Annotated in this window: 23 protein-coding genes and 1 pseudogene; 8 read left to right on the top strand and 16 right to left on the bottom strand. The window is 62.5% G+C overall.

Translation table 11 applies throughout. From position 1 onward, the window contains the following. Nucleotides 1-113: 113 nt before the first annotated feature. Nucleotides 114-1,229, top strand: coding sequence for an alanine dehydrogenase (gene ald / locus AC1RZR_RS22755; protein WP_481826050.1), 1,116 nt, complete (start codon nt 114-116; stop codon nt 1,227-1,229). A 7-nt stretch (nt 1,230-1,236) separates the two neighbouring features. Here the strand turns inward: ald and AC1RZR_RS22750 are convergent, their stop codons facing one another. The 6 genes from AC1RZR_RS22750 to AC1RZR_RS22725 form a co-directional block, all read right to left on the bottom strand. After that, entirely contained in the window at nt 1,237-1,386 is a 150-nt protein-coding gene (locus AC1RZR_RS22750) for a hypothetical protein (RefSeq protein WP_477279560.1), read from the bottom strand. A 63-nt stretch (nt 1,387-1,449) separates the two neighbouring features. Continuing rightward, nucleotides 1,450-1,917, bottom strand: a complete 468-nt coding sequence (locus AC1RZR_RS22745; protein WP_477279558.1) for a DUF1203 domain-containing protein — start codon at nt 1,915-1,917, stop codon at nt 1,450-1,452. A gap of 101 nt (nt 1,918-2,018) precedes the next feature. Further along, nucleotides 2,019-2,582: a GNAT family N-acetyltransferase gene (locus AC1RZR_RS22740; RefSeq protein WP_477279556.1), complete on the bottom strand. Its 564-nt coding sequence runs from the start codon at nt 2,580-2,582 to the stop codon at nt 2,019-2,021. A gap of 5 nt (nt 2,583-2,587) precedes the next feature. After that, nucleotides 2,588-3,439 carry a 3-mercaptopyruvate sulfurtransferase gene (gene sseA / locus AC1RZR_RS22735; protein ID WP_481826049.1) on the bottom strand — a complete coding sequence of 284 codons (852 nt, stop codon included), beginning with the start codon at nt 3,437-3,439 and terminating at the stop codon, nt 2,588-2,590. Nucleotides 3,440-3,584: 145 nt separating this feature from the next. After that, on the bottom strand, nt 3,585-4,328 hold the full coding sequence (locus tag AC1RZR_RS22730; protein WP_477279552.1) for an alanyl-tRNA editing protein: 744 nt from the start codon (nt 4,326-4,328) through the stop codon (nt 3,585-3,587). Next, on the bottom strand, nt 4,328-5,362 hold the full coding sequence (locus AC1RZR_RS22725; protein WP_477279550.1) for a cysteine synthase A: 1,035 nt from the start codon (nt 5,360-5,362) through the stop codon (nt 4,328-4,330). The genes AC1RZR_RS22730 and AC1RZR_RS22725 overlap by 1 nt, the downstream gene beginning before the upstream one ends. Nucleotides 5,363-5,589: 227 nt before the next feature. On the opposite strand from AC1RZR_RS22725, the gene AC1RZR_RS22720 reads away from it, so the two are divergent. Continuing rightward, entirely contained in the window at nt 5,590-6,411 is an 822-nt protein-coding gene (locus AC1RZR_RS22720; protein WP_481826048.1) for an SDR family oxidoreductase, read from the top strand. 97 nt (nt 6,412-6,508) lie between these two features. Beyond that, nucleotides 6,509-7,471 (top strand): annotated as a pseudogene (locus AC1RZR_RS22715) (alpha/beta hydrolase); the annotation flags it as partial. 115 nt (nt 7,472-7,586) lie between these two features. Here the strand turns inward: AC1RZR_RS22715 and AC1RZR_RS22710 are convergent. Beyond that, nucleotides 7,587-8,999, bottom strand: a complete 1,413-nt coding sequence (locus AC1RZR_RS22710; RefSeq protein WP_379097770.1) for a DEAD/DEAH box helicase — start codon at nt 8,997-8,999, stop codon at nt 7,587-7,589. A gap of 410 nt (nt 9,000-9,409) precedes the next feature. Between AC1RZR_RS22710 and AC1RZR_RS22705 the strand changes: the two genes are divergently transcribed. Then, on the top strand, nt 9,410-10,942 hold the full coding sequence (locus AC1RZR_RS22705) for an acyl-CoA carboxylase subunit beta (protein ID WP_477279546.1): 1,533 nt from the start codon (nt 9,410-9,412) through the stop codon (nt 10,940-10,942). Between the two features lie 61 nt (nt 10,943-11,003). Here AC1RZR_RS22705 and AC1RZR_RS22700 read toward each other — a convergent pair whose 3' ends face one another. Both AC1RZR_RS22700 and AC1RZR_RS22695 read right to left on the bottom strand, forming a co-directional pair. Beyond that, entirely contained in the window at nt 11,004-13,007 is a 2,004-nt protein-coding gene (locus tag AC1RZR_RS22700) for a hypothetical protein (RefSeq protein ID WP_481826047.1), read from the bottom strand. After that, nucleotides 13,004-14,536: an NAD(P)H-hydrate dehydratase gene (locus AC1RZR_RS22695; RefSeq protein WP_481826046.1), complete on the bottom strand. Its 1,533-nt coding sequence runs from the start codon at nt 14,534-14,536 to the stop codon at nt 13,004-13,006. Before AC1RZR_RS22695 ends, AC1RZR_RS22700 begins: the two co-directional genes overlap by 4 nt. Before the next feature lie 359 nt (nt 14,537-14,895). On the opposite strand from AC1RZR_RS22695, the gene AC1RZR_RS22690 reads away from it, so the two are divergent. The 3 genes from AC1RZR_RS22690 to AC1RZR_RS22680 all read left to right on the top strand — a co-directional run bounded on the left by AC1RZR_RS22690 (nt 14,896) and on the right by AC1RZR_RS22680 (nt 17,817). After that, a complete protein-coding gene (locus tag AC1RZR_RS22690) occupies nt 14,896-15,234 on the top strand; it encodes a P-II family nitrogen regulator (protein ID WP_006205430.1) in 339 nt (112 codons plus the stop codon). 63 nt (nt 15,235-15,297) lie between these two features. Continuing rightward, nucleotides 15,298-16,707 (top strand): type I glutamate--ammonia ligase, encoded by a 1,410-nt coding sequence (glnA, locus tag AC1RZR_RS22685; protein WP_481826045.1) that lies wholly within the window; start codon nt 15,298-15,300, stop codon nt 16,705-16,707. Between the two features lie 747 nt (nt 16,708-17,454). Further along, complete coding sequence (locus tag AC1RZR_RS22680; RefSeq protein WP_481826044.1) at nt 17,455-17,817, top strand: P1 family peptidase; 363 nt, start codon at nt 17,455-17,457, stop codon at nt 17,815-17,817. A gap of 96 nt (nt 17,818-17,913) precedes the next feature. On the opposite strand, the gene AC1RZR_RS22675 is transcribed toward AC1RZR_RS22680, so the two are convergent. Then, complete coding sequence (locus AC1RZR_RS22675; protein ID WP_477279533.1) at nt 17,914-18,954, bottom strand: glutamine synthetase beta-grasp domain-containing protein; 1,041 nt, start codon at nt 18,952-18,954, stop codon at nt 17,914-17,916. Between the two features lie 316 nt (nt 18,955-19,270). Between AC1RZR_RS22675 and AC1RZR_RS22670 the strand changes: the two genes are divergently transcribed. Then, nucleotides 19,271-19,468, top strand: coding sequence for a DUF2735 domain-containing protein (locus AC1RZR_RS22670; protein ID WP_379097749.1), 198 nt, complete (start codon nt 19,271-19,273; stop codon nt 19,466-19,468). Nucleotides 19,469-19,555: 87 nt separating this feature from the next. Here AC1RZR_RS22670 and AC1RZR_RS22665 read toward each other — a convergent pair whose 3' ends face one another. From AC1RZR_RS22665 to AC1RZR_RS22640, 6 genes are all read right to left on the bottom strand, one after another. Next, nucleotides 19,556-21,445, bottom strand: coding sequence for an MFS transporter (locus AC1RZR_RS22665; RefSeq protein ID WP_481826043.1), 1,890 nt, complete (start codon nt 21,443-21,445; stop codon nt 19,556-19,558). Nucleotides 21,446-21,636: 191 nt separating this feature from the next. Continuing rightward, nucleotides 21,637-22,428: an ATP12 family chaperone protein gene (locus AC1RZR_RS22660; RefSeq protein WP_481826042.1), complete on the bottom strand. Its 792-nt coding sequence runs from the start codon at nt 22,426-22,428 to the stop codon at nt 21,637-21,639. Between the two features lie 12 nt (nt 22,429-22,440). Continuing rightward, on the bottom strand, nt 22,441-23,313 hold the full coding sequence (locus AC1RZR_RS22655; RefSeq protein ID WP_481829098.1) for a DMT family transporter: 873 nt from the start codon (nt 23,311-23,313) through the stop codon (nt 22,441-22,443). Between the two features lie 48 nt (nt 23,314-23,361). After that, nucleotides 23,362-24,342 (bottom strand): RluA family pseudouridine synthase, encoded by a 981-nt coding sequence (locus tag AC1RZR_RS22650; protein WP_023757961.1) that lies wholly within the window; start codon nt 24,340-24,342, stop codon nt 23,362-23,364. Nucleotides 24,343-24,401: 59 nt separating this feature from the next. Continuing rightward, complete coding sequence (gene crcB, locus AC1RZR_RS22645) at nt 24,402-24,776, bottom strand: fluoride efflux transporter CrcB (protein ID WP_477279525.1); 375 nt, start codon at nt 24,774-24,776, stop codon at nt 24,402-24,404. Between the two features lie 32 nt (nt 24,777-24,808). Beyond that, on the bottom strand, nt 24,809-25,180 hold the full coding sequence (locus AC1RZR_RS22640) for a DUF779 domain-containing protein (protein ID WP_477279523.1): 372 nt from the start codon (nt 25,178-25,180) through the stop codon (nt 24,809-24,811). Nucleotides 25,181-25,224 lie beyond the last annotated feature (44 nt).

Genomic DNA, 25,224 nt, shown 5'->3' with positions numbered 1-25,224 from the left:
ATCGAAACGCGCCCCTTGGCGCAAGCGCATTCGCAAACACCTGCGCAACGAATTCGTGGTTCACTCCACCAATACAGGGAACGAGCCCAAAAGGGCCGGATCAGGAGAAGAAAATGCGCGTCGGCTGCCCCAAGGAAATCAAGAACCACGAATACCGCGTCGGCCTCACGCCCGGCTCGGTCCGCGAATATGTCGCCCATGGCCATGAAGTGCTGGTCGAGACCGGCGCAGGGGCCGGCATCGGCGCCGACGACAATGCCTACCGTGCCGCCGGCGCCACGATCGCCAAGACGGCTGCCGACGTGTTCGCCAAGTCTGACATGATCGTCAAGGTCAAGGAGCCGCAGCCCAATGAATGGGCGCAGCTTCGCGACGGCCAGATCCTGTACACCTATCTTCACCTGGCTCCGGATCCGGAGCAGACCAAGGGCCTGCTCGCCTCCGGCATAACCGCCATCGCCTACGAAACCGTGACCGACGACCGTGGCGGCCTGCCGCTGCTGGCGCCGATGTCGGAAGTTGCCGGACGCTTGTCGATCCAGGCCGGCGCCACGGCTCTGCAGAAGGCCAATGGCGGCCGCGGCGTGCTGCTCGGCGGCGTGCCCGGCGTGCTGCCGGGCAAAGTCACCGTGCTCGGTGGCGGCGTGGTCGGCCTGCACGCGGCCAGGATGGCGGCGGGTCTTGGCGCCGACGTCACCATTATCGACCGCTCGATCCCGCGCCTGCGCCAGCTTGACGACCTCTTTGCCGGCCGGGTTCACACCCGCTACTCGACCGTCGAGGCGCTCGAGGAAGAGTGCTTTTCGGCCGACATCGTCGTCGGCGCCGTGCTTATTCCGGGCGCCGCCGCACCCAAGCTGGTTTCGCGCGAAATGCTGTCAGGCATGAAGAAGGGCTCGGTGTTGGTCGACGTCGCCATCGATCAGGGCGGCTGCTTCGAGACCTCGCATGCCACCACCCATGCCGAGCCGACCTATGAGGTTGACGGTGTCATCCACTACTGCGTCGCCAACATGCCCGGCGCGGTGCCGGTCACGTCGGCCCACGCGCTCAACAACGCGACGCTTCATTATGGCCTGCAGCTCGCCGACAAGGGCCTGAAGGCGCTGGTCGACGACCACCACCTGCGCAACGGCCTCAATGTCCACAGGGGCAAGATCACCAACCGGGCGGTCGCCGAGGCGCTCGGCTACGAGCTGGTTGAGCCGAAAGCCGTTCTCGCGGCCTGATTTCACCTTAAAGCGACCTCTCGTCAGCCCGCCGGTTCATTCCGGCGGGTTTTTTCTTGACCTGACGGCGGGCAACAAAAAAGCGGAGCCAAAGCCCCGCTTCCTCGATGTCGAGATTTCCCGCCGGTTCATCCGCGGTCGGCAAATCGATCGACAATCGGTTTCTATCGCGACGATGCGACAGGAGTACGACAGCCCCTCCGCCGGCGGTCTTAACGCCTCAGGCGCGCTCGATGCGGCACTGGTAGCAGTTGTTGCGCGCCGAGCGGACATGGACGTAGGCGATATCGTGGCGTTCGAACAAGGTTGCGGCTCGCGCCGCGATCGCTGCGGTCGGGATGACGCCGCCGCTGCCATAGACGATACGATCATCGCTGCCATAGCCGCGCACGATGTAGTCGGGGCTTTCGAGGACCTCGGGCAGCGCGTCGGTCTCGGCGGCGCGGTCGCATTCTTCGGCATGCAGGAAGATCGGCCCGGTTTCGGCATAGGGCTGAAGCTCCGGGAATGGCCGGTAGGCCAGAGTGAGGTAGGCGTCGCCGGCGGCGATGTTTTTCAGACAGTGCCGGCAAGGCATGCCGTCACCATCGGAGATCTTTCGCTCGGGCGTCTGGCCGTAGGCATCGGGGCCGCCGCGCTGCAGCGCCCTGACATCTTCGGTCGGCAGAGCTTTGAACTGGATGGTCATGATGAGATCTCCGGTGTCGTTGACCGGAAATTATGCGCCCACGCCGCTACTTCCCACCCGATTCCTGCCAAGTGTCGAAGGACCGAACGGACCAACTGATGTCACGGCCGCATGACGCTGGCCGAGCGCTCGAGGAACGGCAGCGGATGCACGACTTCCTTCTTCTGCGCCACCGGTGCGAAACCAAGCTTCTGGTAGAGCGGCAGAGCCGCCGGATGATCGAGCGTACAGGTCTGCACCGTCACCCGCTTCGGCCCGTACGACCATGCCGCCGCGATCGCCGAGCCCAGGAACCATCTGCCGATGCCTTGCCCGGTCGCATGTTCCATCATGCCGAAATAGGCGAGTTCGACCTCTTCCGGCAAGTGCGGCTTGAGGTCGAAGAAGCCGGCGGGCGCGCCGTCGAGATAGAGCACCCTGATGTCGCGGTCCTCGCGGTGGATACCGGCTGAAAGCTCATCGTCATCCAGCCTCAGCACATTGACCCAGTGCCATTTTCGCCCCACCCGATCCATCAGGTAGCGGTAGAAATGCAGGGGAATTTCCTTGGTCTTCAAAAGCGCGACCTGGCGGTTGTAGGGCACCGGTGGCGAATAAGCCGGCGGCACATTCATCTCGAGAAACGTCACCGTGACTTCGATGTCTTCCAGAGCGCCGTTTTCCATCGTCCTCATTCCTTGCCGGTCACGACGGGCGTGTCGGAGAGCCCACCCCATTCCGTCCATGAGCCGTCGTAAAGCCTGTTGTCGGTATGGCCAAGAGTTTCCAGCGCCAGCGTCACCACCGCGGCTGTAATGCCGGATCCACACGAGGTGATGACGGATCTCGACAGATCGATGCCAGCCCCCTCGATCACCTTGCGCAGGCGGTCCTTCGACAGCAGCTCGCCATTTTCCGACAGCGCCGAATAGGGCAGATTGCGCGCGCCAGGCATATGGCCCGATCGGATACCCGCGCGCGGTTCAGGCTCCGTGCCGGTAAAGCGGCCCGGTCCACGGGCATCGGCGATCTGGCTTTCCCCGGTATCGACGATCCGGCGCATGTCGGCGAGGCTGGCGACGCGACCGGCATCAAAATCCGCATGAAATACACTTGGCGCGATCTTGGTCGGTTCGGCCGTTACCGGCCGGCCGGCCGCTTTCCAACCATCGAAGCCGCCGTCCAGAATATACGTCTGGAAGACGCCCATCACCCGGAACATCCACCACGCCCGAGGCGCGGAGAAGAAGCCCGGACCGTCATAGACGACGATGGTGTCGTCGGCCGAAACGCCCATGGAACCGACATACTGGGCAAAATGCTGCGGCGACGACAATGTATGCGGCAGCGCCGAAGCCGGGTCCGAAACCGCATCCTGATCCAGAAATCGTGCGCCCGGGATGTGGGCTGCTTCGTATTCGCCGCGCGCAGCGCGTTTTTGCGCCGGCAGATACCAGGACGCGTCGACGATCGTCAGGCCGGGTTCGCCGAGGCGCTGCTGCAGCCAGTCCGCATCGACGGTGAAAGGGCTGTCCTCGGCCATTTTGTTCTCCTGCACGCCTTTTGGCGCTGGTTGTCTGATTAAAGCGCGTCGCGTTTAAGCGGATCTAGGCGACGCGCTTTAAGTCCTTGTGGCTTTAAGTCCTTGTGGTTGTCCCAAAACCGGGGCCACTTTTAGGCGACATGCATCAGTTCACCGGCATCGGGCCGAAGCGGATCCGGAAGCGCCGGTTCTCGCGGCCCTTCTTCTCGATCTTGCCGATATGGATTTCGCCGACTTCGCCGGTGCTTTTGACATGGGTGCCGCCGCAGGGCTGGCTGTCCACCGAAGCATTGTCACCGATGCAGACCAGGCGGATCTTGCCGGTGCCAACCGGCGGCCGGACGTTCTTGGATTTCACGAGGCCGGGGTTCGCGGCCAGTTCCTCGTCGCTGATCAGCCTGGTGAAGATCGGGTGATCGGCCCGCACCAGATCCATCAGGCTGGCCGTCACTTCCTCCTTGCTGAAGCTGGCATCGGGAATATCGAAATCGACTCGGCTGTCGTCCTCGGAAACCGCCGCCCCCGTGATCGGGAACGGGCAGACGACGGTGAGCAGGTGGCAAGCCGCGTGCATGCGCATCAAGAGGTGCCGCCGTTCCCAGTCGATGGCAAGTTTCACCCGCTCGCCAACCTCCGCCACCCCTTGTTCCAGCGCCGGCACATGGATGATCTCGTCCTTGGTCTCACCGGTGATGGTGGCGGCAATGGCGATGTGGCCGCCGTCGGCGCGTTCAAGATGACCGGTATCGCCCGGTTGGCCGCCCGAGGTGGCGTAGAAGATCGTCCGGTCGAGAATAATGCCGCCGCGGTCGTTGACCGCAATGACTGTAGCGTCCGCCGCGCGCAGATAGGCGTCGTCGCGAAAAAGCGCTTCCGTCTTGTGCGCCATTACGCGACCTTTTCGAACGGTACCGAAATGGTGCTGCGCTGTTCCATCCAACCCGGTACCGGCAGGTTCTTTTCTCGCAGGAATTCCGGGTTGAAAAGCTTCGACTGATAGCGCGTGCCATAGTCACAAAGAATGGTCACGATGGTGTGGCCGGGCCCAAGTTCGCGCGCCAGACGGATCGCGCCGGCAATGTTGATGCCGGTCGAGCCGCCGACGCAAAGGCCCTCTTCCTGGATCAGGTCAAAGACGATCGGCAGCGCATCCTCGTCTGGGATCTGGAATGAAAAATCCGGCGTGAAGCCATCGAGATTGGCGGTGATGCGCCCCTGCCCGATGCCTTCGGTGATCGAGCTGCCTTCGGACTTCAACTCACCGCTGGTGTAGAAACTGTAGAGCGCGGCGCCCAGCGGATCGGCGAGCGCAATCTTGACGTCCTTGCTCTTGGCCTTCAACCCGGAGGCGACGCCGGCCAGCGTTCCGCCCGAACCCACCGCTGAGACAAAGCCGTCGACCTTGCCACCGGTCTGGTTCCAGATTTCCTGCGCCGTGGTGCGGATATGGCCGTCACGGTTGGCGACATTGTCGAACTGGTTTGCCCATATGGCGCCGTTCGGCTCCGTCCGCGCCATCTGCTCGGCCAACCTCCCCGACAGTTTCACGTAATTGTTGGGGTTCTTGTAAGGCACCGCGGGCACCTCGATCAGCTCGGCACCGAGCAGTTTGATGGTGTCCTTCTTTTCCTGGCTCTGGGTGTCGGGGATGACGATGACGGTGCGGTATCCCAGCGCCTTGGCAACCAGCGTCAGCCCGATCCCAGTATTGCCGGCCGTTCCCTCGACGATGACGCCGCCGGGCTTCAGCAGCCCGCGCTGCTCGGCGTCGCGGATGATGAACAGACCGGCGCGATCCTTGACCGATTGGCCCGGGTTCATGAATTCGGCCTTGCCCAGGATCTCGCAACCGGTTTGTTCAGACGCTTTGTTGAGGCGGATCAGAGGCGTGTTGCCGATCGCGTCGATCACAGAACGGGGCATTCAGGATTCCTTGTGTAGGTGCGCCGAAACCCTAGAAACCCGAAGCTTCGGTTTCAAGGCAAGAATTTGTCTGGTCCAGTCGCATTTGCGGCACTGTTATCGCGCCAACGCTTCTCAACATCGCCTTCATGCCCCACAGTTCATTTCCGCGCGGCGATGAAAAGCACTCTTTTCATTCGATTTCTTCATCGCTAGAGCAGGACACGAACAAGTCGACAGGGCGCAGCATGACACTCTATCGGGCCAACCCGAAGCACGGCGTCGCCTGGATCACGGGCGGCAGCAGCGGCATCGGCCGTGCGCTGGCCAGGGATCTTGCGTCCCAGGGCTACGCCGTCGCGGTGACCGCGCTCGACGACGATCCGATCGACACGCTTGCCGTCGAGACGGCTCAGATGCCGGGCAGTGTCACGGCCTTTCCCTGCGACGTCACCGACGAGCCGCGCATGGCAAAGACCGTCGCCGCTATCGAGAAGGAGCTCGGTCCCATCGTGCTCGCCGTCTTCAATGCCGGAAACTACATATCGACACCGGGCGAGAGTCTCGCCGTCGCCGACTTTCGCCGGTCCTTTGAGGTCAACTATTTCGGCATCGTCAACGGCCTGGTGCCTGCGGTCGAGCGCATGCGTGTGCGGGCGCGCGGCCACGTCGTGCTGGTCGGCTCGGTCACCGCTTATTTCGGCTGGCCGACCACGGCTGCCTATGGCGGCACCAAGGCGGCGATCAACATCCTGGCGGAATCGCTGAAGTATGATTTCGACAAGATGAACGTGCGCATCCAGGTGATCAATCCGGGCTTCATCGACACCCCGCTGACCGAGAAGAACATGCTGCCGATGCCGGGATTGATGCCGGTCAGCCGAGCGTCGCGCCGCATGGCGCGTGGCATCAAGTCCGGCGGCTTCGAAGTCACCTTCCCGCGCCGGTTGAGCTGGCCGCTGAAGCTGCTCAGCCTGCTACCGAGGCCGCTGTGCAGAGGGGTGATCAGCCTCATGACCAGTTGGAAGGCCCGGCCGCTGCACTACGACCGCAAACCGCCAAGCGAGTAGAACGGCATCGCAATCGGCGAGCTGCCCGCTTCGAGCCGGCACGTTGCCTGCTTGTGGCCGCCGCCATAGGCTGAGAAATTATTCTCTGGACTCTGCGATGGGGCGACGGATCGTGCTTGCTGTGCTGGGCCTTGTCGCAGTCCTTTCATTGGCTTCCGTGCTTGGCCCACACGTTCCTGTCGACACCACGATCCGTTTCGATCCCTCGGTCATCCGCGACGATCCGCAGGCCTATGTGGCGAAGACGGAAGCCGTCATACCCGGCATCCGGGACGGGCTGGAGAAAGAGATCGTCTGGGCCAATCCGATGGTGCATGCCAGGACGCCGCTGTCGATCGTCTATATCCACGGCTTTTCCGCCTCGAAGGGAGAGGTCCGCCCGCTGCCCGACGAAGTGGCCGACCAGCTCGACGCCAATCTGTTCTACACTCGCCTTACCGGTCACGGGCAGGACGGCGCGGCGATGACGCAAGGCAGCGTCAATGCCTGGATCAACGACTATGAGGAGGCACTCGCCATCGGCCGGGCGATCGGCGACAAGGTGATCGTCATCTCGACCTCGACCGGGGGCTCGTTGGCGACATGGGCGGCAACGCAGCCGGGCGCGTCGGACGGGGTGGCGGCGATTGCGTTCATCTCGCCGAATTTCGGCGTCCAGGCATCCGGTGCCGAGATCCTGACCATGCCGTGGGGCAAACAGATCGCAAAACTCGTCGCCGGCAAGGAACACAGTTTCGTGCCGCGCAACGCGCTGCACGAGAAATTCTGGACCTATAGATATCCAATTGCCGCGACGCTGCCGATGCAGGCGCTGACCGAGCTTGCTTATGGCGCGCCGGTGGAGAAGGCGACCATCCCTGCCCTGTTCATCTTTTCGGACTCTGACAGAGTGGTGCGCGAAGACCGCACCCGCGAAATCGCCGCGCGCTGGGGCGGGCCGCACGAATTGGTTCCGGTCGAGAACAGCGGCGACCCCGACAACCACGTCATCGCCGGCGACGCGCTGTCGCCATCGACCACCGCCTTTCTGGCGCAAAGGATCGCCGTCTGGGTCGAGGCGTGGCCAAGTAGCTTACGACAAAAAGGGCGGCCGAAGCATCGCTTCAGCCGCCCTTTCTTTGTCAGTCACGAGCAATCAGCCAGCCTAGGCTTGACTGATTGCGAAGCGGTCTGGCTTACGCAGCCCGCGCCGCCGGACGCTTGCCGCCGAAGCGGCGCTTGTTGTTGCCCTTGAAGGGCTTGGCGCCTTCAGGCTTGCGCTCGCCAGCGAATGCCGGCTTGTCGCCGAAGCGCTTCTTGCCAAACCCGTTGCCCTTGTTCTCGCCACCGGGCCGCCTGCCGTCGCGACGACCATTGCCGTTGCGATCATTGGCCGGCTCGAAGCGCTCGTTCTTTTCAGCCGGATTGCGCTGCGGATCAGGGTTGCCGAGATGGTCGGCAACGATCGGCAGCTTGGTGCGGATGATGCGCTCCACCTGGCGCAGCTTGCTGTTTTCCGACGGGTCGCAAAGCGTGATGGCGATGCCGTCCATGCCGTTGCGGCCGGTGCGACCAATGCGGTGGACATAGCTTTCGGCTTCGTCAGGCAGGTCGAAATTGACGACATGGCTGATGCCTGGGACGTCGATGCCGCGCGCCGCGATGTCCGTCGCCACGAGAATGCGCACCGAGCCCTCGCGGAAATCGTTCAGCGCCTTTTGGCGGGCATTCTGCGACTTGTTGCCGTGGATAACGGCGGCCTTGAAGCCGTCGCGCTCGAGGTCCTTGGTCACCCTGTCAGCGCCATGCTTGGTGCGCGAAAAGATGATGACGGACTTCATCGCCTCGTCGGCGAGCATCGTCGACAGCACCTGGCGCTTCTGCTTGGTGCGGGCGAAGACGACGCCCTGCACGATCTCGGCCGCCGCCGTGCTGTGGGGGGCGACTTCGACGCGGATCGGGTTCTTCAACAGGCCTTTCGCCAGTTCGGCGATTTCGGCCGGCATGGTTGCCGAGAACAGCACCGTCTGACGGTCCGGAGCGGTCGCCTTCGCGATGCGCTTGACGTCGTTGATGAAGCCCATGTCCAGCATGCGGTCGCCTTCGTCCAGCACCAGCCATTTGGTGTCGGCAAGCACGAGGTCGCCCTCACGCACCAGATCGGTCAGCCGGCCTGGTGTGGCGATCAGGATGTCGACGCCGGGAGCGACCTTCTTCACCTGGCTGAAGCGCGAGACGCCGCCCAGCACGAGCGCGGTCGAGACATGCGCGCCCTTGGCGAGCAGCTTGATCATGTCCTCGATCTGCACGGCGAGTTCGCGCGTCGGCGCCAGAATCAGCGCACGCGCCGTCTTCGGCCGGCGCTTGGTGCCGAGAGCGATGATCTTCGACAGGATCGGCAGCGCAAAGGCCGCGGTCTTGCCCGAACCGGTCTGGGCGATGCCGAAAATGTCCCGGCCCTCCAGCTGTGGCGGGATTGCCTGGGTCTGGATCGGCTTCGGCTCGGTGAAGCCGGCGGCATGGGTCGCCTTGAGCAGCGCGCCCGTAATTCCAAGTGCTGCGAAACCGGAGAGTTCCCCAGTACCGAGCAAAGTGTTTTCGTTGGTCAAAATATTCTTCTTTCACGCGGCTCATGGCCGCAAACATCAATGGCGGCAGGGCGCAACCTGCCGTCGGATAAATTGTCATGAAACGACAAGGCGGGCGGACGGTTTCGTCCACTCGGCTGCGCTGTCGTGCCCGCAGGCGTCATGCCACGGGGCTTTTTCGCCGCTTTGTGATGTACCGGAAAGAGGGGCCGATATACCGGAAAGAGGGAAAACAGACGCAACCAGTCTCATTTGTCGAGAAGGCCGGATTGTTCCCGGCCCAAGCGCCTATGTCGCCGCATATGGCCCAGTTCGCTGCCAAATGCAAGAGGCGTCATGCTGCAGCGCAACAAAACCGCAGCGCAAGCGGTGCTTGCACTCGCTTGCCGGCACGATTACCACGAAATGCTGCTGGCCTGGGAGGATAACCGATGAAGGACGTGCTGAAGGAACTCGAGCGCCGCCGCGACATCGCCCGCATGGGTGGCGGCCAGGTCCGCATCGATGCCCAGCACAAGAAGGGCAAGCTCACCGCGCGTGAACGCATCGAGGTGTTTCTCGACGAGGGCTCGTTCGAGGAATTCGACATGTATGTCGAGCACCGCTCGACCGATTTCGGCATGGAGAAGACGAAGATCGCCGGCGACGGCGTCGTCACTGGCTGGGGCACCGTCAATGGCCGCCCGATCTATCTCTTCGCCAAGGATTTTACCGTCTTCGGCGGCTCGCTGTCGGAAGCCCATGCCGAGAAGGTGATCAAGGTGCAGGAGATGGCGCTGCGCAACCGCGCGCCGATCATCGGCCTCTATGATGCCGGCGGCGCGCGCATCCAGGAGGGCGTCGCTGCACTCGGCGGCTATGCCGAGATCTTCCAGCGCAACGTGCTGGCGTCCGGTGTCATTCCGCAGATATCGCTCATCATGGGTCCTTGCGCAGGCGGCGACGTCTATTCGCCTGCGATGACCGACTTCATCTTCATGGTCCGCGACACCTCCTACATGTTCGTCACCGGACCGGATGTGGTGAAGACCGTCACCAACGAGACGGTGACCGCCGAGAGCCTCGGCGGCGCCTCGGTCCACACCACGAAATCCTCGATCGCCGACGGCGCCTACGACAATGACGTGGAGGCGCTGCTGCAGATGCGTCGGCTGGTCGACCTGCTGCCCGCCTCCAACACATCGGAGCTCCCCGAGATCGAATGCTACCAGTCGGTCACCGACAATGATCTGTCGCTCGACCGGCTGATCCCCGACAACGCCAACAAGCCCTACGACATCAAGGAGTTGATCTTAAAGACCGCCGACGAAGGCGATTTCTTCGAGATCCAGCAGAATTTCGCCAAGAACATCGTCACCGGGTTCGGGCGGGTCGAGGGCCGTACCGTCGGCTTCGTCGCCAATCAGCCGATGGTGCTGGCCGGCGTGCTCGATTCGGACGCCAGCCGCAAGGCGGCGCGCTTCGTGCGCTTCTGCGACTGCTTCTCGATCCCGATCGTTACCTTTGTCGATGTCCCCGGCTTCCTGCCCGGCACGGCGCAGGAATATGGCGGGCTGATCAAGCATGGCGCGAAACTGCTGTTCGCTTATGCCGAAGCCACCGTGCCGAAGATCACCGTCATCACCAGAAAAGCCTATGGCGGCGCCTATGACGTGATGGCGTCAAAACACCTGCGCGGTGACATGAACTACGCCTGGCCGACGGCGCAGATCGCGGTGATGGGCGCCAGGGGGGCGGTCGAGATCATTTATCGCAAGGACATTGGCGATGCGGAAAAGATCGCAGCGCATACAAAGGCTTACGAGGATCGCTTCCTGTCACCCTTCGTCGCTGCCGAGCGTGGCTATGTCGATGAGGTGATCATGCCGCACTCGACCCGCCGCCGGATCGCCCGCGCACTGCGGATGCTGCGCAACAAGGACATGCAGAACCCCTGGAAGAAGCACGACAATATTCCGCTTTGAGGCATCCAGAGCCGCAAACGGCGGTATCTCAGTCGGTCGCACCAGCAATCGCCAGGTTGGGTTATTCCTCTACCGGCGCACCAAACCCCGCTCCCATCGTGGCGCGGACGGAACTGCCCCAGGGCGTCGCATGGTTGTCGATGCGCATCTGGAAGATGAAATAGGTCGGCGAGCAGAAGCCGATGCCTTTCACTTTTGCAATGCCCGGCGTGTCTGAAGGCAGCGACTGGCACATATAGTCCTCGCGGCAGAAATGATCGGCCGAACAGGCCGGCCGGTTGCCGCGATTGACGGCGCCGCCAAGGCATTGGTCGAAATTGTTGGTGGCCACGCAGATGTCAAATTTCTTGCCGCCGACCAGCCCGCAGATCTCGTTCGGCATCGGCTTGCCGGCTTTGAAGGCCGCGAAGACCCGGTCCTTGTCGTCGCAGCCGCGATAGGCGATGCCGGCAGGAACGCCGATCTTCGGCGGACGGCAGGTGTAGGCGGTGCGCGACACATCCGGCGCGAAGGCTGCGAACTGGCCTGATATGCTGTAGCGGTCGTTGAAGGGCTGGGTGGCGTTGCTGGCGATCGAGCCGGCCAGGCAGGGATGGCCGGAAAACATCTCAGGGCTGTCCTTGGGCAGCAGGCATTGCGCCAGCTTGGTCCGCACGCCCGAAGCGGTGGCCAGCGGCGTGCAGACTGTGCCGCCGCCGCACTGCCAGGTCCCGCCAAAACGGGCGGCATCTTCCGGCATCAGGCACGGCATGGCCATCTCGGCCGGCGCGTAGTCGACCGCGCCGGCGTCCGTCCAGGCAGCCGGCGGTGCAAAGGAGAGCGGCCGGAAGCGGTTCGGCTCCTTGCCTTGCGCCATGGCGCGCAACCAAGCCTCGCGGCGCGGGATTTCGGCATGAAGATGCGGCGAAATGCCAACCTCGATGCGGTTGAGCGGCGACGTCGTTTTGTCGTCGAGCCCGATGAAATGGAAACCGGCAGTGGAACCAGCCTGATGGCACCCCTGGCAGGCGCCATTGTCCAGCCGCTCGACCAGCGCTTCCGGCGTGCGCAGCAGTTTCAGCCCGGAATAATCGAGCGATGCGAATTCCTCGGGCTGAAGCAGCGGCGTGAACGGGTGGTTGGCCTGCCGGGCACTGCCGAAGGTCGACCAGGAGATGACCTTCCTGGCCAGGAATTCGTCGGGGATTTCGTAGACGCCTTCGTCGACCGCCGGCAGGTTGGCGCTGACATAGGCGGCGAGCCTTGTCTTCAGCGCCGCGTCTTGCGAGAGCCGTGCGGTGTCGGGCGTGTTCTCCAGCGGCTTCTCGCTGACCGTCCCGCCATCGATGCCGAATATCCGCATGAGATAGGCTGCCTGGCCGCCGAACTCGGTTTCCTGGCCGGAGGGAAAGCGCACCACCTGTGCGTTGAGTTCCAACTGCTTGAAGGTCAGCCCGGTTTTCTCCAGCGGTCCGCCGGTCAGCCAGCCGGCATCGACGGTCTCGTCAAGCTGTGGCGTCCAGCGTCCGGCAACGCCGACGCAGCCGCCGTCGGTATCGGGCGCCGCGCTGTAGACGGCGTTGAAATTGAACGGCAGGCGCGACGCCAACAGCTTGCCATTTTTCCGAAAACTGTAGGCAAGGCGGTAGATAAAGCGCACCTCGCCGCAGCTCTTGTCACCCAGCACGGCGGCGAAGTCGCGACGATCGAGCCGGTTGACGACGCCGACCAGCCGGAAGCGGGCGGCATCGGTCTTCAGCCAGCGCATGTCCATGATGCGGCCGACATTGCCGTCGGTGACCTCGTAGAGCGGCCGCCCGCCGGCCTTCATGTCGGCGCGCAGCGCGACGACATCGGCCGCCACAGTGTCGACGACAGCGTGATAGGCCGGCGCCTTGTCGTAGAGAGCTTTCAGATCGCCCGCGCCCGCCGCGCCAAACATCTCGGCAAAGCCATAGCCCTTGGCATCGAGCGCGGCGAGCACCGCCGGATCATCGACGATCGTCACTGGACCTTCGGCGCGCGCTGCCGACGCAACGAAGACAGCAAGGAGGGTGGCTAGCAACAGAGCCAGGGCGCGGCTCATCGAGCGGCCGAACGCGCTTCGACCAGTTCGCGCAGCACCGGCACCAGCGCCAGGGGCAGATCCTCGGCGATCAGCCCCGGCCCGAAGCGGCTGCCGGCCTCGGCATGGATCCACACCGCGGCGCAGGCCGCTTCGAACGCCGGCATGCCTTGGGCAAGCAGCCCGGCGGTGATGCCGGACAGCACGTCGCCCGACCCGGCGGTGGCTAGCCATGGCGCGCCATTGGCGTTGATCGCCGCCCGGCCGTTCGGTGCCGCGATCACCGTGTCGGCACCCTTGTAGACGATTGTTGCATTGGCACGCGCGGCGGCCGCACGCGCCTTGGCGAGCTTGGAGGACGCGCCGTCATCGGCGATATCGGGAAACAGCCTGGCGAACTCCCCTTCGTGCGGCGTCATCACCAGGGCCGGCGCGCCGGGTTGGCGAGAAGCTTCGAACAGGACGTCCGGCGCCTCACGAAAAGAGGTGATCGCGTCGGCATCGAACACGAGGCCGTCAATCCGGGTTGACGTATCCCTTGGCTGGGCACGGCTGAGTAGCGCGAGTGCAAATTGCCGCGTCTTTTCGCCAATGCCGAAACCGGGCCCGAGAACAAATGCCGACGGCCGGCGTTCGTCGATGAACGAGGCGATGTCGACGCTGTCATCGGCCTTGCGCAGCATGATCGAGGTAAGATGCACAGCGTTTACCTGCACGGCATTGGCCGGCGACAGCACGGTGACCGCCCCTGCCCCGCTTCTCGCGGCGGCTAGTGCCGACAGCCGTGCCGCGCCGGTAGCGCTCGGACCGCCGGAAAAGACGCCGACATGGCCGCGCTTGTATTTGTGTGCGTCCACCGCCGGCACGGGAAATTCCCGCAACCACAGGTCCGGCACATTCTCAAAAGTCGACACGGCGAGCTGGACGATGACGATGTCGTCGATGCCGATATCGGCGAGCACGGTTTCACCACATTGCTCTCGTCCCGGGAGCAGCAGGTGGCCCGGCTTTTTCCGCGCGAAGGTCACGGTGACCTCGGCGTGAAACGCTCTGCCCAATATTGCGCCGCTGGCTCCTGAGACACCCGATGGCAGGTCGACCGCGACCACAGGCAGGCGCAGAGCTGTTGCAGTGTCAACGGCTTTCGCGGCATCGCCGGCCAGCGGCTTGGACAGCCCTGCCCCGTAAAGCGCGTCGACGACAATCGAGCCGGCCTCGGCGGCAAAATACGACAGTGGCCGAGGCTTGACCGGGCATTGCGCGGCGGCGAGCGCCGCATCGCCTTGCGGCCTCGGCGTGCCGCTGGCCCAGATCGTCGTGCCGACGCCGGCCTCGGCCAGCAACCGCGCGACGACATAGCCATCACCGCCATTGTTGCCGGGGCCGCACAGCACGTGCACGCGCGTCGCGGCGGGATAACGCGCCAGGACCACCGCTGCGACCGCTTCGCCGGCTCTTCGCATCAGGCCGATACCATCGGTTGGACCGGCGGCAATCGTCAGCCGATCGGCCTCGCTCATTTCGGCGGGGGAAAGAAGTTCGTTGCTCATGGATTGCCGATCCGCATTCGATCAAGCATTGTCCAATTTTCGATCCGAAGCAAACAAAGGGGAGTTGGCAAAATTTGCCGCCATATCGTCGGGAGGAAGGCTTCGCAGGCACAAAACTGCCAGCTGAATAGGCGATATGCCTAATTATTATGCGGACCCAGGTTCTGGCACTGTGTCGGCTCCAGCAGCCCATGCCGCACCTGATGCAGTGAATGACGCGAATTTGCATCCCGGTGCGGCGCGACTTTGAAATCGTATGAGACCGCTTCAAATTCGTCCAATTGGCACAGTTCGTGCTTGATGGAGGCGCAAGCGGGGGCTCACAACCCGTTTTTTTGGCAGTGGAGGCCACTTTTTACATGAAAAAGATCGAAGCGATCATCAAGCCATTCAAGCTGGACGAAGTGAAGGAAGCGCTTCAGGAGGCCGGACTGCAAGGCATCACGGTCACCGAGGCCAAGGGCTTCGGTCGCCAGAAGGGGCATACCGAGCTCTACCGCGGCGCTGAATATGTCGTCGATTTTCTGCCCAAGGTGAAGATCGAGGTCGTGCTCGGCGATGACGCGGTCGAAGGCGCGATCGAGGCCATCCGCAAGGCGGCCCAGACCGGCCGTATCGGCGACGGCAAGATCTTCGTCTCCAACATCGAGGAAGTCGTGCGAATCCGCACCGGCGAAACCGGCATGGACGCGGTCTGATCCACCCGGCAATCTTCTGAAAACGTCATCATCAAAAAACGTCATCAAACAGGGATAAATGACATGACGACAGCCAAAGACATCATGAAGCAGATCAAGGACAACGACGTGAAATTCGTCGACCTGCGCTTCACCGATCCGAAGGGCAAGCTGCAACACGTGACGATGGATGTCATCGAGGTCGAGGAAGACATGTTCGCCGATGGCGTGATGTTCGACGGCTCCTCGATTGCCGGCTGGAAGGCCATCAACGAGTCCGACATGGTGCTGATGCCCGATCCGGACACGGTTCATATGGATCCGTTCTTCGCGCAGTCGACCATGGTCATCCTGTGCGACATTCTCGATCCGGTTTCGGGCGAATCCTACAACCGCGATCCGCGCGGCACAGCCAAGAAGGCCGAGGCCTACATGAAGTCGGAAGGCATCGGCGACACCATCTATGTCGGCCCGGAAGCCGAATTCTTCGTGTTCGACGATGTGAAGTACAAGGCCGACCCGTACAACACCGGCTTCAAGCTCGATTCCACCGAACTGCCGTCGAACGACGACACCGACTACGAGACCGGCAATCTCGGCCACCGTCCGCGCATCAAGGGTGGCTATTTCCCGGTGCCGCCGATCGATTCCGCACAGGACATGCGCTCCGAGATGCTGACCGTGCTCGCCGAGATGGGCGTGCGCGTTGAAAAGCATCACCACGAGGTGGCTGCTGCCCAGCACGAACTCGGTATCAAGTTCGACACGCTGGTCCGCAACGCCGACAAGATGCTGATCTACAAGTATGTCGTGCACCAGGTCGCCAACGCCTATGGCAAGACGGCCACCTTCATGCCGAAGCCGATCTTCGGCGATAACGGTTCGGGCATGCACGTCCACCAGTCGATCTGGAAGAACGGCAAGCCGACCTTCGCCGGCAACGAATATGCCGGCCTGTCGGAAAGCTGCCTGTTCTACATCGGTGGCATCATCAAGCACGCCAAGGCGATCAACGCCTTCACCAACCCGCTTACCAATTCCTACAAGCGCCTGGTTCCGGGTTACGAAGCGCCGGTGCTGCTCGCCTATTCGGCGCGCAACCGCTCGGCGTCCTGCCGCATCCCGTTCGGCTCGTCGCCCAAGTCCAAGCGCGTCGAGGTCCGCTTCCCCGATCCGGGCGCGAACCCCTACCTCGCTTTCGCCGCCATGCTGATGGCCGGTCTCGACGGCATCAAGAACAAGATCCACCCCGGCCAGCCGATGGACAAGGATCTCTACGACCTGCCGCCGAAGGAACTGAAGAAGATCCCGACCGTCTGTGGTTCGCTGCGCGAAGCGCTGCAGAGCCTGGACAAGGATCGTGGCTTCCTGAAAGCTGGCGGCGTCTTCGACGACGACCAGATCGACAGCTACATCGAGCTGAAGATGGCCGAGGTGATGCGCTTCGAAATGACCCCGCATCCGGTCGAGTACGACATGTACTACTCGATCTAAGATTCGATATACTATTCAAGCCCTTGAAAGACTTCCCTCTTTCAAGGGCTTTTTGCTGCGCTCCGATAGCCGCACATCCCGCCGATCAGCCGTGCTGCCGATCGGTCTCGCGCTGTTTCGCGCAACCGTTGGGCCGAGCATTGCGATTTGAATTTTCGACAATCGCTCGCATGCCGGGGCTCATGAGCCCTTTGGCAGGCCCAGCACGCCGGTCTTGATGACGCGTGTCCCAGGCTAAGCAATGTTCGGTGGACGATGAAGGGTGGCCATTCGGTCGCCAACATTAGAGCCAGGAGCGAGCGGAGCACTGCCTCAGGCTACAGTGACCGCTCGTCCGGCGCCCACGCCTATGCCGCCGTTCAAGTAAACCCCGCCCGTCCGAACAGCATTGCGTGACGTAACCCCAAGACTTGCGAAGTCGCATGCTGCACTGCGATCTGTCAACGCCGCTCATCGGAGGCGCGGATCGCCGATTTTGACGCTTGAACAGAGACTTATGCAATGGAGCGCAAGCAGGCGGAGTCGCCGAAACAGGCCATTTTCTGCGGTTTTTTGGGCTTTCATGGTCCGCGACACTGCCTCACAGAAAGCCGCGCACCAGCCCGGACCGTCACCCCACAACGGTCCGCGCAGCGATCTTTCCGCCTGACTTTTTTTGGGGGCTTTTGTCCAGTAAGGGCATCCCCACAAAAAGAACCCCGGCCTGGGCCGGGGTTCCTACAGGAGCAGATCGTCGGAGGGACGTGGATGGCGCGCAACAAGCCTGCCATGACCAGCCAGTGGCTACTGCCGATGGTGGCGGAAACCTGGGACGGCTACCTCGATGACATCAACGGCCCACATGTCACCGTCGACCACGCCATGGCGGCGATTGACAGCGCTGCCGCCGGTAGCATCGAACAGGGCTCGGTCGGCGGCGGCACGGGCATGAACTGCTACGCCTTCAAGGGCGGCTCGACGCTTTCTACGCCGCTGTGGTGCAAGCGACCGAGGAGGCCGTGCTCAACGCCCTCGTCGCCAACCAGGAGATATTGCCGCTACGGCAACCGCACACCTGCCCTGCCCCATGCCAAGGTCGTTGCTGCACTGAAGGCGCGTGGCATTGTCTGAGGACGGACACACTGCGCCTTTCCCGCTCGATCCGGCAGCAGCAACAAAAAAGCCCCGGCGCGAACGCCGGGGCTTTTTTCATCTATGCCGAAATCCTTACGCCGCTGCCGAAACTTGGGCGCTCGCCGGTACCGAGGCGATCGTCTTCAGGATCTGCGAGGCGATCTGGTAGGGGTCGCCCTGCGAGTTCGGACGGCGGTCTTCCAGATAACCCTTGTAGTCGTTCTTGATGAAGGAATGCGGCACGCGGATCGAAGCACCGCGATCGGCGATGCCATAGCTGAACCTGTTCCACGGCGCGGTCTCATGCTTGCCGGTCAAACGCTTGTCATTGTCAGGGCCGTAGACGGCGATGTGATCCATCAGGTTCTTGTCAAAGGCTGCCATCAGCGCTTCGAAATAAGCCTTGCCGCCGACTTCGCGCATATAGGCGGTCGAGAAGTTGGCGTGCATGCCCGAGCCGTTCCAGTCGGTGTCGCCGAGCGGCTTGCAATGGTATTCAATGTCAATGCCGTATTTCTCGGTCAGGCGCTGCATCAGGTAGCGGGCCATCCACATCTGGTCGGCGGCCTTTTTGGAGCCCTTGCCGAAAATCTGGAATTCCCACTGACCCTTGGCCACTTCGGCGTTGATGCCCTCGTGGTTGATGCCGGCGGCGAGGCAGAGGTCGAGATGCTCCTCAACGATCTGGCGCGCGACCGAGCCGACGTTGGAGTAGCCGACGCCGGTATAGTACGGGCCCTGCGGCGCGGGATAACCGCTCTCTGGGAAGCCGAGCGGGCGGCCGTCCTTGTAGAAGAAATATTCCTGCTCGAAACCGAACCAGGCGCCCTCGTCGTCGAGGATGGTGGCGCGCTTGTTGGAGGCATGCGGCGTAACGCCATCGGGCATCATGACTTCGCACATCACGAGCACGCCGTTCGTGCGGGCCGGATCCGGATAGACAGCGACCGGCTTCAGCACGCAGTCGGAACTGTGGCCCTCGGCCTGCATCGTCGACGAACCATCAAAGCCCCACAGCGGCAGCTGCTCGAGCGTCGGGAATTCGGCGAACTCCTTGATCTGCGTCTTGCCGCGGAGATTTGGGACCGGGGTGTATCCATCGAGCCAAATGTACTCGAGCTTGTATTTCGTCATTCTAGCCTCTCGTTGCTTGATCACCGAACACTGGACGGCGTCGACATGCCTCTGCCACCAGCAGCCGGTCTGCCGGATTACTAAAATGCAATTCGTGTGCCACTCTTGGTCTGGAGGGTGCGGCAAAATTGACGCGGCATTCGGTTGAAGTCGGCAAGCCGCCCAAGCAATGCGTCCGGATCAATCACAGTCGCAATGCGCACAAATATTGGGCAAATTCTGATCTTTTCGTAGGCATATTGCCTAACTTGATTGCAGACCTTATCTTCGAGACAAGTTGAATCGACAAGGTTCGGCAGAAGAAAGGAGCCTGACAATGGAAATCATTTCCACGCGTCCGTCGGCCAAAATTCTGATGTTCCCGGCGGCAGCCCGCATCTCTGCCTCAAATTTAAGCGGTAAGGCTAAGTTTGCAGCAGAGCTTGCATCGCTGCGCGGTGTTCGGGCGGATTTCGGTGACGGCTGGTATCACGAGGCGGCTATAGAGGACGCGAGGCAGGACCGGCAAAGCTAACCGCCTGTCCTCGTCGCATGTCGCCATGCATTGAAAAACCCGGCGCGATCGCTCGCGCCGGGTTTTTTGTTGGCTACCGAGTATCGGTTACTGCTTGGTGTTCAGATCGGTTCCAAGCGTATCCCTGACAAAGATCAGGCCGATGACCAGCGACATCGCGGCGATGATCACCGGATACCACAGACCATAGTAGATATCGCCCTTGTAGGCGCTGAGTGCGAACACGGTCGCCGGCAGCAGACCGCCGAACCAGCCATTGCCGATGTGATAGGGCAACGACATGCCGGTGTAGCGGATGCGGGTCGGGAACATCTCGACCAGGATCGCGGCAATCGGGCCGTAGACCATGGTCACGAACAGGACCAGGATGAACAGGATGCCGATCGTCATCGGCCAATTGATCGCCGCCGGGTCGGCGAACATGGCGAAGGGGCCGCCACCCGGTATGTTGTAGACAGTGACTTCAGGGGCGCCCGCGGCCTCATCCTTGGTCAGGATCTTGTCCTTGATCGCCTGGTCGACCGGAACAGTCGCCTTCTCACCGGCGCGGATGGCGGCGGCATCGAGCTTCAACTCCGGATTGGCGGCGACAAAAGCATCGAGCTTCTGGTCCGATACTTTGATCGCCGCGCGCTTCAGCGGATAGCCGCCGTCCTGTAGCGACATGTTGACGGCCTTGACGAAGGCGGCATCCTTGGCTTTCGCCTGATCGCCGGCGGCGATCGCATCGTAGGAGTCCACCGTTTCATTGCCGATCTTGACCGAAGCCGCAGTTCCGGCCGCAGCCGTCGACACTACGTCGTAGGGAACCGAGTTCTTGGTCAGGAACGAGGTCGCGATGTCGCAGGACGTCGTGAACTTCGCCGTGCCGACCGGATTGAACTGGAACCTGCAGTCGCCGGGTGCCGCCGTCACCGTTGCACGCGTGTTCTGCTGAGCCTTGGCGAGTGCCGGATTGGCCGACCAGGTCAGCGCCTTGAACAAGGGGAAGGTGCAGACGATCGCCAAAGCGAGACCCGCCATGATGATCGGCTTGCGGCCGATCTTGTCGGAGAGCCAGCCGAAGACGACGAAGAAGATCGAGCCGAGGGCGAGCGCAATGGCGATCATGATGTTGACCGATTGGGCTTCGACTTTGAGCACGTTCTGCAGGAAGAACAGCGCGTAGAACTGGCCATTGTACCAGACCACGGCCTGACCGGCGGTAAGGCCGAGCAGCGCCAGGATCGCGATCTTGGCATTCTTCCACTGGCCAAAGGCTTCCGAAAGCGGCGCCTTGGAACCCTTGCCTTCGTCCTTCATCTTCTGGAAGGTCGGCGACTCGGAGAGAGACAGCCGGATCCAGATTGAAACGGCAAGCAGCACGAAGGAGACGATGAAAGGAATGCGCCAACCCCAGGCGGCGTAGTTCTCCTTGGTCAGTGACGCCTGCACGATCAGGATGACGATCAGCGACAAGAAAAGGCCGAGCGTCGCCGTCGTCTGGATCCATGACGTGTAGAAACCACGGCGGTCATCAGGCGCATGCTCGGCGACATAGGTCGCCGCACCGCCATATTCACCACCGAGCGCCAGGCCCTGCAGCATGCGCAGGACAATCAGGATCACGGGAGCCGCGATGCCCAAAGTCGCATATCCAGGCAGCAGGCCGACCAGGAAGGTCGATAGGCCCATGATCGTCATGGTGACAAGGAATGTATATTTGCGGCCGACAAGGTCGCCGATACGGCCGAACAGCAGTGCACCGAACGGGCGCACCAGGAAGCCGGCGGCGAACGCCAGCAGCGCGAAGATGTTGCGCGTCGCCTCCGGAATGGTTGGACTGAAAAAGGTCGAACCAATGAACACCGCCAGCGAACCGTAGAGATAGAAATCGTACCATTCGAAAACGGTGCCGAGCGAGGAAGCGAAGATGACCTTCTTCTCTTCCCGCGTCATGCCGCGGCTTGCTCCGCCGGCAGTCGATGCCATTGCCATAGAATTGTCCTCCCGTGAGACCCATTGCCTCGATGCTGCGTGTCATTGTCCGCGTTCTCCTCCGAACACAGACTCAAGCACAGCGATCACGGAAAAAATGACAGAAAGCGCGCGCCAATGTCAGGGCGTCTTTGGGATTATGACTTTGGTATTAGGTGCACTGCGGGATGCAACGGGGCAGCGGTGGATCGTCAGCCCTTGAGCGCTTCCAGCAGGCCGACGGCAGCGATCATGTCGCGCTTGCGTGCCGCGCGGCGCGCGACAGCCTCGGCGTCCTGTCCCCAATGCTCGATCTGCCAGTCCTCGTCGACATGGCCGGCGGCCCACGCACCCTCGGCATCGAGTTCGCCGAAATCGACGGCCAGCGCCAGCAGCGCCGAACCGGTCAGCGAGGTCATGACATGGATGGCGGCGAGCCGAAGCGGGTCGGCGCGCTGGGCAAGGTGGCTGCCCAGTATTGCAATGGCTTCGCGTGGCTGCTCGACATGGATGATCCCCTCGGCGAGATTGAACCTTGCCCCGAGGCTGCCACGCGCCCAATCGAGGACCGGGTCCCAATGTTCGTTCTGCCGCTCCACCAAGCCCTGCGGCGCGTCGGCGCGATAGCAGAGCAGATCGGACGAAGCGAAGCGCAGGATGTCTTCCAGCACCACCTGTGTATCGCTGGCGACACCGTCGATGGCGGTGTTGACGAGGCGCATCACCGGCATGGTCACCGGGTTGATGGTTTCGCCTTGTGCGGCGAACTCGTCGGCGACGAGCGCAGCCGCCGCCTCGGTCGGCAATGCCAGCAGCGCCTTGCCCGGCGTACGCACCGGCTTGCCGTCGAGATGTACGGCAAAGCCCTCTCCCACCGGCACGACCGAGACGGTCTTGTAGAAGCGCTTCGGCAGATGCGTCTTCATCTGGATCTGCGCGCGGCGCACCGGATCCGGATCGGAAAGATATTTGCCCGCTTCGAGGTCGTTGAGGATGTCGCGCATAAAAAGTCTCTCTTATACGGGCGTCAGCTTGCGCACCGGCCGGTTGACGATGATCAGGCCGGCGGCAATCAGGCCAAGTGCCAGGAAAATGCGCATGGTCAGCGGCTCATTCAAGAACACGGCGCCGCACAGCACACCGAAAACCGGCGACAGGAAGGTGAAACTGGACAGGCCCGACGCCGGATAGCGCCGCAGCAGCCAGAACCAGAGCACATAGGTGAAGGCGACGATGTAGACCGCCTGAAAAAGCAGGGCCAATGTCGGCAGCACGCTAGGGTCACGAACGGGCGGACCGGCGAGAGGCAGCACCAGCACGCCGACGATTGCGGCCCCGGCGAGCTGATAGAGAAGCAGCTTCTCGGCGCTCGCCTCGACCAGCTTCGAGCGCTTGATGAGGATGTTGGTCAAAGCCCAGAAAAATCCGGAGCCGAGGCTCAGGAGATCGCCGAACAGCATGTCCCCGCCGCCGCCAAGCTTGTCGGAAAAGACCGCGGCGAGGCCGGCAAAGGCCAGCAGCAGGCCGAGGAACTTGCGCAAGGTGATCTGCTCGCCCAGCAGGAAGTGGCCGCCAATCAGCATCCAGAACGGCATTGTGTTGACCAGCAGCGTGTTGCGGGCAACGGTCGTGTGCTCCAAGCCGACATAAAGAAAAAGGAACTCGACGCCGAAAAGGGCGCCAACCGCGATGCCTGCGAGCAATGTCCCATCGCGCGTGAAAAGCGCGATGCCACGCCAGCGGCACCAGGCGAAGACGCACAAGCCGCCGATGATCGAGCGCGCGATCGACAGGAAGACAGGATCGTAACCGGCGTAGGAGATCTTGGCGGCGACGTAGTTCAGTCCCCAGGAAAACGTCAGGCCGACCATGATCCCGGCGGCCGCCATGTCAACCGTGTCGCGCCGGTCGAGCGTATCGGTGGCGCCGCTCACAATTCAGTCCTCCGCGCTGGCGTCGTCGAAGCCGATCAGGTTCCAGCTCTGGCGCATATGCGGCGGCATCGGTGCGGTGACATCGATAACGCCCTTGTCCGGGTGCGGAATGATGATGCGGCGCGCATGCAGATGCAGGCGGTTTTGTATGCCGCCGGGAAAATCCCAGTTGGTGTCGGCCTCGAAATATTTCGGATCGCCGAGGATCGGGCAGCCGATATAGGCGGCATGGACACGAAGCTGGTGCGTGCGGCCGGTATAGGGCTCCATTTCAAGCCAGGTCATCGTCTGCGCCGCCTGCTCGATGATGCGGTAGTAGGACACTGCGTGGTCGGCGCCCTTTTCGCCATGCGCGGCGACGCGCACGCGATCGCCATCGGGCGTCGGCTCCTTGATCAGCCAGGTCGAGATCTTGTCCTCGCGCTTGGGCGGCACGCCCTTGACCAGCGCCCAATAGGTCTTCTTGGTCTCGCGGGCGCGAAACGCTTCAGCAAGCTTCATGGCGGCTAGCCGGGTGCGGGCGACGACCAGCACGCCCGAAGTGTCGCGGTCGAGCCGGTGGACCAGACGCGGCTTCTCGCCCTTCTGGTTGCGCCAAGCCTCCAGCATGTCGTCGACATTGCGGGTGACGCCCGAGCCGCCCTGCACCGCAAGGCCCGCCGGCTTGTTGAAGACGAAGACCTTGGGATCTTCATGGATCAGCATTTTCGCCAGAACGTCGGCATCGCCCTGGTTGCGGATCGAGTGACCGGTCAGTGCACTCTCGCCCTTCTTGTCCACTTCCAGCGGCGGAACGCGGACCATCTGGCCGGGTTCGACACGGGTGTCGGCCTTGACGCGGCCGCCATCGACGCGGATCTGGCCGGAGCGCAGCAGCTTTTGCAGGTGGCCGAAGCCGAGGCCCGGGAAATGGGTTTTGAACCAGCGGTCGAGCCGCATGCCCGCCTCGCCGGCCTCCACTGTGATTTGTTCAACGCCTGCCATATTTTTCGCTTATCCGTTTCCCGAGCAGGGTTCGGCCCACTCTCGGCGCGGCAATAACATTATGAAACGGTTCTTGCGAGCCAAAGTCCCAGAAACAGGGCGATAATGGCGCCAATGACGCTGGCAAGGGCATAAGCTAGCGCCGGCAGTGTGGCTCCACGCTCCCACAAGGTGGCGAAATCGAGCGAAAACGCGGAAAAGGTGGTGAAGCCGCCAAAGATGCCGGTGGCGACGAACAGCCTGAGCTCGTTCGAACCGCCGCGGCGCGCCAGGGTGGCGATGAATAGGCCCATGGCGAACGAGCCGATGATGTTGATGGCCATCGTGCCCCAGGGATAGTTAGGGCCGACAAGGCGCAGTGCGCCGATGTTGGTGAGATGACGAATGCCGGCGCCGATGCCGCCGCCGACCACAACGAGAAGCAGATTGAACATAACCGTTTACTGCCCCCACAAGGGCGGCCTGGTCAATCCCCAGTGCGTGCGGGCGCCGGCACGGCGCAGACAATCGAGCGCGTCAGGAATCGCCTCTCGCGCCCGTTGTCGAGCGAGAACATGCCGCCCCTGCCCGGCACCACGTCGATGATGAGATCGGTGTGCTTCCACACCTCATATTGCGAGGCGCTGATATAGACCGGCGTCTCGCCGATTTCGCCCAGCATGACATCATTGTCGCCGACGATGAAATCGCTTTGCGGATAACACATTGGCGAGGAACCATCGCAACAGCCGCCCGACTGGTGAAACAGCACCTGACCATGGTCGGCGATGATTTCGGCCAGAAAGGCCCGGGCCGCCGGCGTGGCCGAGACTTTTCCCAAGGAAGCTTTGTCGAGCATGCCGTCCTCCACCACGAAGCGCCCTTGTTCACGAAGAGAGATAG

The organism is Mesorhizobium bavaricum (genome assembly GCF_056781655.1).
This window is presented reverse-complemented; position numbering and strand designations above follow the sequence as displayed.